Origin of the sequence: Microbacterium sp. ZW T2_14 (assembly GCF_044987405.1) — a bacterium.
Lineage (GTDB): Bacteria > Actinomycetota > Actinomycetes > Actinomycetales > Microbacteriaceae > Microbacterium.
The window spans coordinates 31,180-41,937 of record NZ_JBJDRK010000043.1; the positions used below are offsets into that span (position 1 = coordinate 31,180).

The window sequence follows — 10,758 nt, forward strand, 5'->3', positions numbered from 1 at the left end:
TGGGCCATGGCCGGACCGGCGCTCGCGGACCTGTTCGAGCAGGCGATCAGCCGCGTTTCCGGACTCTGACGTCATGCGCGTCACCGCGAGCCGCGCGACGGCGGGTCTGCGTGCCCGGCTCGCCGGCGACCTTCGCGATGACGCGGGTGCGAGCCCTGTCGAGTTCGTGCTCGTCGGCGCACTGCTCACGGTGCTCACGCTGGGCGTGCTGCAGTTCGGGCTCGCGGTGTACGTGCGCAACGTCGTGCACGATGCGGCCGTCGAGGGCGCGTATCACGCCGCTCTTGCCGACACGACGCTCGCGGACGGGGCGCAGCGCACACGCGAGATCGTCGCCCGCACGATCGGCGGCGAGTACGCGACCGACGTCACGGTGCGGGAGACGTCTTCGCTCGGCCAGGAGAGCGTCGAGGTGCGGGTTGCGGCGACGCTTCCGCTGGTCGGTCTGCTCGGTGCATCCCGCTCTCTGGAGGTGACGGCGCATGCGCCCGTCGAGTCGTTCGACTGAGCCCGCGGCCGGCCCCGACAAGACTGCCGAGCGTGGCGTGACGGCAGCCTCCGAGGGGCGCGACACTGACGACGATGGCGCCGAACGCGATGACACCGAACGCGGTTCCGCGGCGCTCGAGTTCATCCTGGTAGGGCTGCTGATGCTGGTGCCGCTGGTGTACCTCATCGTCTCGCTGGGGCTCATCCAGGGGCAGAGCCTCGGTGCCGAGGCGGCGGCCCGGCACATCGCCCGTGCGGTGTCGACCGCGACCGACACCGAGGAAGCCCGCGAGCGTGCCGATGCCGTGCTGGCTGCCGTCGCGGAGGAGTACGGTCTCGACGACGTCGACCTGTCGATCGACTGCACCCCTTCGGGTGCCTCCTGCCCGCGGGCCGGCGCGACGCTGCGCATCACCGTTCGCACCGCGGTGGCGCTGCCGCTCGTACCGCCGGTTCTCGGCCTCGAGCAGATCGCCGCGATCCCGATCGAGGCCACGGGCGCTCACAAGGTGTCGCGGTTCTGGAGCGAGCAGTGAGGGCGCGGCTGCAGGCATGGGCCCGCGCAAAGACGCCGGCGGACGACGGTGAGGAGGGCAGCGTGCTGATCCTCACTCTCGGCTACGCGGTGCTCGCGATCGCCGTGATCCTGGTGTGCACCGCTGCGACCAGCCTGTACCTCGCACAGAAGCAGCTCGATGCGGTGGCGGATGCCGCGGCCCTCGCCGCCGCGGACGGCTTCGAGCTGTCCATCGTCGGCGGAGAGCCCGTCGCCACGCTGACCGACGCCGGCGTGCGTCGCGAAGCCGATGCGATGGTCGAATCGATGGGAGGAAGGGCACGCCTCGTCGCGGCGACGAGCCCTGACGGCGTCTCTGCGCGTGTCACGGTCGCCGGGCAGTGGCATCCGCCGATCGTCACCATGTTCGTTCCCGACGGCGTCGCGCTGGAATCGACGGCGACCAGCCGCACCGCCCTGCGCTGACGCGCGCCGCCCACCGCCCACCGCCCATCCGGTTCGTCCACCGCCTGACGGAACCTGGCATCGCGACCCCGCGCTCCGCTACAGTGAAGCGAATCGGTGCCACGGCACCCTGACCGGAAGGAGGAACGATGATGGCCGTCTTCAGCACGCCCCGTGTCAAGTTCCCTTCCCTCGAGGTCACCCGCACCCATTGATCCGGTGACCTCCCATCCAGGAGTGTCCATCCGATGTCATCCGTGCGCTTCGACGCGTCCGCATCTCTCCTTCCGCCCGAGCTCGAGCCCGGCGCCGACCAGCGCTGGTCGACGTGGCCGGCCTCGTCTCCCACCCAACGCGGTCCACTGCCGCATCCGCACTGGCTCGTGACCGCCTCGGCGGCGTTCGACACCGAGCTCGGCATCGTCAAGACCGGCAAGGAGGCCGACGTGCATCTCATCGAGCGCGCCGTGCCCGGTACCGCCGGCGTGCTGCTCGCCGCGAAGCGGTACCGCAACACGCATCACAGCGACTTCCACCGCTCGGGCAGCTACGAAGAGGGCCGCACGATGCGGAACACCCGCGACGCCCGCGCGGTGGGCCGCAAATCAGCGCATGGCCGTTCTGTCGCCGCCGGGCACTGGGCGCATAGCGAGTTCGAGGCGCTGTGCCGTGCCTGGCAGGCCGGCGTTCCTGTGCCGTATCCCGTGCAGGTGAGCGACACCGAGGTGCTCATGGAGTTCATCGGCGACGGGCGCGCCGCAGCACCGCGGCTCGCGCAGAGCCGGCTGCACGGCGAACACCTGCGGGATGCGTTCGCCCAGGTGGTCGGCATCCTCGAGGCGTTCGCGGGCGCCGGATACGCGCACGGCGATCTGTCGCCGTACAACCTGCTCGATGACGAGGGGCGCATCGTCGTGATCGACCTGCCCCAGATCGTCGACGTCGCTGCGAACCCGCAGGGGCTCGACTTCCTCCATCGCGACGTCGTCAACGTCTCGACGTGGTTCGCACGGCGGGGGCTCGACAACGACCCGGAGGAGCTGTTCGCCCACCTGATAGGGATGCTGTGGTGAGCCCGCCGGCCTTGGGAGGCGTCAGGTCGACGCGCGCACGTTGATCGTCGGCGTCAGCTGGACGTGCTGGGCCGGTGCCTGGTCTCGCTGCTCCAACCGCATCAGGCAGGTCTCCAGTGCACGGCGGCCGACAGCCAGCTTGGGCGGCGCGATCGCGGTGAGCGGAACCGTGGCGAACGACGCGATCTCGTCGTCGTAGGCGACGATGGCGAAGTCTTCGGGAACGCGAAGCCCCCGACCTTCCGCGATTCCGAGCAGTCCCACGGCGAGGTCGTCCGGCAGGACGATGGCTGACCTGATCCCCGCGGCCAGGCAGTCGTCCAGGAACTCCCTCAGCACGTCCGAGGTGGAGCCGTCACCCCATCGCGGCGAGGGTGCGGTGACGACCGGTCCCGGCATCATCTGACGCCGGCGGGTGGCGCGTGCATGCCCGCGAGCGATCCAGGGCGCCGTCGCCGTCTCGCGCAGGAGGAGGCCGACGCCGCGGTGTCCTCGTTCGAAGAGATGATCGACCGCGAGTTCCGCGCCGAACTCGTGATCCGAGCGCACCGAATCGACCCGCATCGTTGTCGGAGCCCCGTCGGGGGAGCGCTCGACGAGCACGACGGGCGTGCGGATGCCGGCGATCGCCTGCCACGTCATGTCATCGTCGATTCCGGGGCGAGCGGTTACCAGCATGATCGCGTCCGCACCGCCCGCGTCCAGTCGTGCCAACTGGTGGATCTCTTCGCGCGGGTCATAGTTGGTCGTGCCGAGAACGATCCGGATGCCAGAGCCGTGGGCTGCCCCGCTCACGCCGCGGATCACGGGCGGAAAGTAATAGGCGGCATCCGGCACGATCAGTCCGATCGTGGCGACCGGTCGTGATGACGTGCCGATGCCGCGTGCACCGACGGCCGGCGCGTCGGCGGCTTCGGGAAGGACGGCGCCGCCGTGCACCCGGCGGACGAGCCCTCGCTCAGCCAGCACCGAGAGGTCTCTGCGGATCGTCATGCCGGTCAGTCCGGCGCGCTCAGCGAAGTCCGTCACCTCGATGCGGCCGCGCAGCACGATCTCCCGCAGTATGCGTTCGCGACGTTCCTCGGCGATCATCGGGCTCACCATAGCCTCTTCGTGTTCGGCGTGCGTTGAGGGCGCTCGGCCCCCGGGCGGAGGGGAAGCGGGGACGGCGCCTGCGCCGCCCCCGCTTCGGAGCCGCGGCTCAGCGGCAGTCGATCCCGGTGTACGGCACCGTCGTGGTGGTCCGTGCGCCGCTGCCGGCCGTCGCCACCACCGTCACCGCGCCGTCGGCGAGCTCGCCGTTGATCTTGAAAGACGAGCGGATCTGCTTGCCCGGATCGACGTTCACTCTGACGTCGTCGCCGAGTTCCGTGGCGACAGCGACGGCCACCCGTGCATCGTGGTCGTTGACGGTGGTGACGTGCACCCAGGCGTTCGGACCGCGGCACTCGGTGAGCACGCCCACCGAGGTCGGCACGGCGCTTCCCGCAAGCTCGATCGCGAGCAGGCTGACTCCTTCCCCGGTCACCGGGCTGCCCTCCGGGAGGGTCACAGCGGCCACCGGCTTGCCCGACAGCGGGATTCGCTGCGCGAACACTGAGGCCGGTGCCGTCACGGTCGAGATCGTTCCGCCCAGATAGGGTCGCGTCCGTTGCAGGAACGTGGCGGCGCTGCCGAGCAGCGCCGTGTCGGCGGCATCCGTCGACGCATCGCCCCACAGCGGAAGCGAGAGCTGCACCTGCTCGCTCGACCCGTCCTGGTAGTGGACGGTCGCGCCCCCCGCCGATGCGGTGCCGGTCGAGAAGCCCGCAACGATGAGCTCGTCGCCTTCGCCCACCAACGACACGTGCTGGCCAGCTGCCTTGATCGCATCGGGGGTGCCGACCGCCGTCGGATGCCAGTCGAGGGGGTGCCCGAAAGCTGTCGCCTTCTCACCGACGGAGAGACCGGCGTGCGCCAGCGCCTCGGCAGAGAACATGCGGAAATCGGTGGTGATGGCCCCGTTGCGCGGATTCGCAGTGGAGGCCACTGCCGTCTGGTTCACCAGTGCTGCGAACGGCAGCGGGGCGACCTCGATACCGGCACCCTGATACGCGCCGATGTTCGGCGTGGCGGGCACCGGGTTGCCGAAGAAGTCACGCTCACCGGCATCGACGACCGGCGTGCCGGCACCGAGCAGTGGCGATCCGACAGCGAGCTGGTAGCCGGGGAGCGCCCGTGTCTGCTGGCCACTGCCTGCGGCGATGAGCTGTGGGTCGCCGACGACAGGATCCGTTTCCGTCGCGGGGGGCTGGATGCCGCCGAAGTACGCGTTGTTGGCGTACACCCCGTTCGTCGTCTTCAGGCTGCCGCCCTGGGCGATGATGATGTTGTTCTTCATCTGCCGCGGTGCGGTCATGTCGTCCTCGAACGGCCGGTTCAGGCACGAGAACGTGTTGTTGTAGATCAGGTGCAGTCCCGGTCCACCGCTTGCCCCACCGAGCCGGCAGTCGTCCTGCGACACGTTGTAGCGAAGGATGGCGGTGGCCGTGGTGGATGCGGTTCCGCAGCCCGAGATGCAGTCCAGGTAGAAGCCGCCGGCGTTGCCGTACGAGTAGTTGTACTGGAAGGTGCAGCTGCCCTTGATCTTCATGTCGCAGTCCCAGGCGGTGGAGTCGTAGGTCGAGCCCACGCTGTTGCCCACCACGTTGAATTGGAACAGCGGGTCGACGGAGTTGTACGGCCACATGCCCGCGAAGTTGCCCTTGAGGAAGGGGTACTCGCCGTGTCCGAGGTCGATCGCCGAGTTGTACTCGATGACCGGCTTGTCGGAGTTGTGGATCACGATGCCGTCGCCGCCCACGGCGCGGATGTCGTTGCGTGCGACGTACACGTCAGTGTTGTAGTGCTTCGTCGTGTCAGGCGCCGAGAGCTTGATGCCGCCGGCGGCCGTGTCGTTGACGACGTTGTCGGTGACGGTGATGCCGTCGAACCAGCCGACGCCGTCTCCGAGCACCGAGATCCCGGCCGAGCGCGAGAACGCGTTCCCGAGCGTGGTCTTGTCCGACCAGCCGGCGACCTTTTCGACGTGGTTGCGTGTCAGCACCACGCCACTGCGCTTGGTGCCGTCGTTGATCTCGTAGAGGATGCCGACGCGACGCTTGTCGGGTGTACCCGGGTTGATGACGCGCATGCCGTCGACGGTCCAGTTGCTGACATTGAGGAGATGGATGCCGGCGAGCCGGCCGTCCCCGTTGATCGTGGCCGGCGCGTCCCCGTCTCCGTAGGGCGAGACGGTGATCGGCGCGCCGCCGAGGCCGGAGCCGGTGGGGGCGAAAGTGCCGACGCATTCGCTCCCGCGGTGGAAACGGACGGACTGGCCCGGCTGGAACGGCTGCACGCTCGCGAGCTCATCGAGGGAGCGGAAGGGCCTCGCCTCGGAGCCGTCGCCGGCGGCGGGGGCCGAGCAGTCGACGAAGTACACGGTGTCGGAGACGGCCACGACGTGGGCGGAGATCTCGCCTTGGGCCACGGCGCCGAAAAGTGACTCTGCGCGCGCAGTGATCCGGTATTCACCCGCGGTCGTGCCGGCCGGGACGACGAACGAGGCGGTCGCACGACCGGTGTCGTCGGCGTTGGCGACGATCTCGGTGCCGGCGAAGCCGACGGTCACCGGAACCTGCGGGTTGGCGCCTTCTACGGTGACGGCGACCGGGGAGCCCGCGGCCAGCAGCGACAGGTCCACGTCGTCGGGCGTGATCGTGAGCGGCTGCGCGAGGTATTCGTCGGTGCAGTTGATGCGCAGGTCTGCCCAGTCGGCGTGGTCGTTGCCGTTGCCCTCCGGCCCGGGCTCGGCGATCAGTTCGACGGTGCTCGCCCCGCGCAGATCCAGGTTGAGGAGGCCGGCGGCATCGACGCCGCCGCGGGCGATCCGGAACTTCTCGGCGCCGTCGACCTTCACGACGAAGTCGACGCGCCCCTTGCCTGCCTGGCTGTCGTCGATGCCGACATAGCCGAGCAATTGCGTGCACTGCTGCGCCACGTCGTACACCACGCGTGCGGGGGCGTGCGTGCCGAGGCCTTTGGGGTACGGGACGCCGCGGATCGACTGGATCGTCCGCGTCGTGTCGGGCACGGCCTTGGCGCCGTTGCTGTAGTCGCGCTCGACCGGACCCCAGCCGTTCTCGGCCGATGCCCACTCCAGGTCGCTGGCGTAGTGGACCTCGCCGGCGAGGTCCTCGGCCGCGACCGCGGCGGCCGGCGCGCCGGCGAGGCAGAGCCCGCCGATCGTCACCGCGGCCAGCAGCGTCATCCGTTTTCTCAGCAAGGGATTCCTCCTCGAATCTCACGGTCCGCCGCCGGGTTCGACGGGGGACGCAGCCATCGTGTCAGCGCCGGAGTGTTCAGCCGATCGAACTGAACACAACTGAACATTCGAGCACCGACCGATGGCGAGATCACCTCGGAGCGACAGCACGGAGGGCCCCGACGCGTGTGCGTCGGGGCCCTCCGTGGCGTGGTCGGACTAGCGGACGCCCTTGGCCGGCGTCGCCTGGAACGCGCGCTCGATCTCCTGCGAGAACGTGTTGCCCGCGGCATCCTTCGCCGTCACCCGCAGGTCGACCCAGCCGCCCTTGTCCGACACCGGGATCTGCGCGGAGTACCCGCTCACCCAGGCACGGCTGGTCACGAACACGTCGCCGTCGCCCTCGACGGCGCCGGTCGGGGCATCCGTCTCGGCCGTCTTCAGCGTGACCGGCACCCATGCGCCGCCCGCGGTGCGGGCCTCGAGCGTCGCGTCGGTGATGGCACCCGCGGGGGCGGTGCCGGCGACGTGGCCGAGCTCGAGACCGAGCGGGATGCCGGATCCCTTGCGACGGCCCTCGCCCACGAGGTTGTCGACGTTGACGTCGACGTCGTAGTAGGCCTGGATCATCGGCAGCAGCCGGTTGGTCCAGTCGCCGAGCTTGCCCTCCGAGCGGAAGGTCCAGTCACTGACCGTCTTCGTCGATCCCGCGAGGTGAGAGCCATCGTGGGTCGCGGTGCTCACCACGCGCCATTCCTGGTCGCCGTCCGGGAGCTCGTACACGTTGACGCCCTGGTGCTCCGCCTGCTTGATCAGCTGACCGTCGATGTACACGTCGGCCGTCTGGTGCACGGTCGAGGGCTCGATCCACGTGTCGAACGTGCCGGTGTGCTCCGGGTCGCCGCCGTCCGCCCAGCTGGGGATGTTCACCTGCGCGTAGTCCGACACGCGGTAGGGCACCCAGAAGCCGGTCGCGACGTACGGGCGCACGATGCCGCCGAAGTACTCGACCTCGAGCTCCTGGCCGGGCTCGTAGGTGCGCAGCATGTCGCGCATCTCCCAGCGGACGGACTCGACGCCGACGCCCTGGTTCCAGCGCAGGTCGTCGGTGTTCACCCATTCCTCGCGCACCGTGCCGCGCTCGGCGCGCATGAAGTAGCCCGAGCCGTACTGGGCGCCCGGCACGAAGTCGTACCGGAATTCGCCCATGAGCTCCTTCTGACCGTGGTACGTCGTGTCGATGCGCGTCAGGTTCTTCGGCGCGTAGGCGAGGTCGGTCGGGATCTCGCCGTCGCTGTAGCGGGCGATGTCGTAGACGACGTCCGGGTACGAGTCACCGACGGCCTTCACCGTGACCTTCTTCTTCGCCATGTCGGCGAGGAGCTGACGGCCCTCGATGCCACTGACCGCGGCGACCGCGATCGGCGCGTCGGTGGTGAAGTCGTCCGAGCCGACCCAGGTGCTCAGCTCGCCGTCCGCGTCGTTGACCAGGATCATCAGCTTCGCGCCGGCCGCAGCCGCGTTGGCGGCGGCCTGCCCGGGCGAGACCTGGCCGGACAGGGTCACGACCGCGACCTTGCCGCTGACGTCGATCGCAGCGAACTCGTCGACGCTGCCGGTGCCGGCATCGACCGCCGCCGCCTTGATCTCGCCGTCCAGGAACGTGGATCCGACCTGCAGGATCACGTCGAGCGGCTTCTTGCCCGCCGCCACAGTGAGCATCGGCTCCCAGAGCCGCCAGCGCGTCGTGAGGTGGAAGTCGGCGTCGTCGACCTTCATGGGCTGTGCCCACATCTCGTCGATGAGCACCGGCATGATGACGCTCGCGGAGAAGTCGTCGGCGTGGAAGTCCATGCGACCGAACGACTGCTCGAGGTCGTCACGGCCGACGTCGACCGTGACCTGCTTCGCCGTGCGGGCATCCAGGGAGACCGTCGCATCCTTCGTGAGGGTCAGCTTCGGGTCGCCGGCCAGCACGGTCGCCATCGTGTCGGCGTTGCGGTTGATGTCCATGTACGACATCACCGTGTAGTCGCCCTTCATGAGGCGCAGCGTCGTCTCGCCTTCGACGAGGACCGGCTCGGCCCACTGCGCAGCGGCATCCCACAGCATCGCGTAGACGCTGACGGGCTCGCCGTCGAAGCCGGTGGCCGTGATGGTGAGGTCGTAGCGCTCGGCCTCGGCGATCGTGCCCAGGGCTGTCCGCGTCACGGTCTCCCCGTCCACGGAACCCGTCAGCGTGCCCGAGAGCTGGGTGCCCGCGGGTACCTTGGCCGGGTCCACCGTCATCGTGACGGATGCGCTGCCGCCGGCGGGGATCGTCAGCGAATCGGCGTCGATCGTCAGCGCGTCGAACGCGATCCCGTCGGACAGCGGACCGGGGCCCTCGCCGCCGCCGGGCGTCGTGTCGCTCAGCGTCGCCTCGAGAGCGACGGTGATCTCGGCATCCGTGCGGTTGGTGTACTCGACGGTGCGCTCGACGGGCGTCGGCTCTTGGCCCCACATGAGCATGCCGAAGTCGCCGGAGCCCGAGGCGACGACGGGCGCGTTGAGCGCGGCGTCGACGTTGATGACGCCGGTGCCGCCCTGGTACGACGTGTAGCCGAGGTCGGTGGCCGTGCTCGCGAGCGCCGCCTTCAGCTGCGCGGTCGTGAGCTCGGGGTTCGCGCCGAGGAGGATCGCCGCGGCGCCCGCGACGTGCGGGGTGGCCATCGACGTCCCACTCATGGTGCTGTACGAGCCCTCACCGCCGCTGTCGGCGGAACGCGCCGCCGTGACCTCGTTGCCGGGGCCCGTCACGTTCGGCTTCAATGCTCCCGAGCGCGACAACGGACCCTGGCTCGTGAAGTAGGAGAGCTCGCCCGACGGGTCGTCCACCGATCCGACGGTGAACGCCTGCTCGGCCGAACCGGGGGCGCCGATGGACTCGGGGGAGCCGGCGTTGCCTGCGGCGACCACGAACAGCGCGCCGGTCTCCTCCGCGATCTGGTTGAGCGACTCGGCCATCAGGTCCTTGCCGTCGGACGGCGACTGCGAACCCAGGCTCATCGACACGATCGGGGCGTTCTGACCCGCCCACTCCATCGCCTCGATGATCCACGAGTCCTGGCCGTAGCCGTCGGCGCCGAGCACCTTGCCGATCAGCAGGTCGGCGCCGTCGGCGACACCGCGGTGGGTGCCGTCGGACGCGGCACCGGTGCCCGCGATGGTCGAAGCGACGTGCGTGCCGTGGCCGTTGGGATCCCAGGCGACCTCCTCGCCGGGAACGAAGCTCTGGGAGCCGTCGAGGATGTGGCCCTCCAGGTCGGGGTGGGTGTCGTCGATGCCGGTGTCGAGCACGGCGACCGTGACGCCCTCACCGGTGTATCCCTGGGCCCAGGCCGCGGGGGCGTCGATGTAGGGCACGCTCGAGTCGAGCGTGGAGCGGACCTTGCCGTCGAGGTGGATCGCCTCGATGCCGTCGGCGAGGGCCGGCGTGGCTGAGAATGTGCGCGCCGAGGACGCGGTGAGCGACTGCCACGCGGCGGCGGCGTCGTCGTGGCCCAGCGTCGCGGCCGCGCCGCCGATGCTCTCGAGCGGCGCGGTGACCTCCAGTCCCGGGACGGGCGCCGAGAAGGTGCGCGCGGCCGCGGCATCCTGCTCCACGATGATCGGGGTGGCGTCCACCGAGGCGTCGTCGTAGCCGTACTCGATCAGCAGCGACACGTTGAACAGATCCTCGTCGAGGGCACCCGAGGCGAGATAGGGCATCGCGCCCTGGGGCACGACGTGCAGATCGTCGCCCACCTCGTACGTCTGCACGCCCGCGCCGTCGACAGCCGTGTCGACCGAGACGGTGTGGGTGCCGTCCGACATGTCGGTGACGGTGACGCGGTCGCCGGTGATGAGGGTGACGGTGTGCGCCTGGCCGGCCGTCGCTCCGGCGGCCGGCCAGGCGCACACCGTCACCC

The 10,758-nt window shown here is 69.8% G+C and carries 7 protein-coding genes; 4 read left to right on the forward strand and 3 right to left on the reverse strand.

Annotated elements, in window-relative coordinates:
- The first annotated feature begins 73 nt into the window (after positions 1–73).
- From ACI3KY_RS14625 to ACI3KY_RS14640, 4 genes are all read left to right on the forward strand, one after another.
- A complete protein-coding gene (locus tag ACI3KY_RS14625) occupies positions 74–508 on the forward strand; it encodes a TadE/TadG family type IV pilus assembly protein (protein WP_404930884.1) in 435 nt (144 codons plus the stop codon).
- A 37-nt stretch (positions 509–545) separates the two neighbouring features.
- Positions 546–1,025, forward strand: coding sequence for a TadE/TadG family type IV pilus assembly protein (locus ACI3KY_RS14630; RefSeq protein ID WP_404930885.1), 480 nt, complete (start codon positions 546–548; stop codon positions 1,023–1,025).
- Positions 1,026–1,087: 62 nt separating this feature from the next.
- The gene (locus ACI3KY_RS14635) at positions 1,088–1,471 is read left to right on the forward strand and encodes a pilus assembly protein TadG-related protein (protein ID WP_404930886.1); all 384 of its coding nucleotides are present in this window, start codon (positions 1,088–1,090) and stop codon (positions 1,469–1,471) included.
- Positions 1,472–1,698: 227 nt separating this feature from the next.
- Positions 1,699–2,523 (forward strand): serine protein kinase RIO, encoded by an 825-nt coding sequence (locus ACI3KY_RS14640; protein WP_404930887.1) that lies wholly within the window; start codon positions 1,699–1,701, stop codon positions 2,521–2,523.
- A gap of 21 nt (positions 2,524–2,544) precedes the next feature.
- On the opposite strand, the gene ACI3KY_RS14645 is transcribed toward ACI3KY_RS14640, so the two are convergent.
- The 3 genes from ACI3KY_RS14645 to ACI3KY_RS14655 form a co-directional block, all read right to left on the reverse strand.
- A complete protein-coding gene (locus ACI3KY_RS14645) occupies positions 2,545–3,615 on the reverse strand; it encodes a LacI family DNA-binding transcriptional regulator (protein WP_404930888.1) in 1,071 nt (356 codons plus the stop codon).
- 109 nt (positions 3,616–3,724) lie between these two features.
- Complete coding sequence (locus ACI3KY_RS14650) at positions 3,725–6,829, reverse strand: NPCBM/NEW2 domain-containing protein (RefSeq protein WP_404930889.1); 3,105 nt, start codon at positions 6,827–6,829, stop codon at positions 3,725–3,727.
- Between the two features lie 198 nt (positions 6,830–7,027).
- Positions 7,028–10,758, reverse strand: a 3,731-nt coding sequence (locus ACI3KY_RS14655; protein ID WP_404930890.1) for a S8 family serine peptidase, incomplete at its 5' end; no start/stop codon positions are given.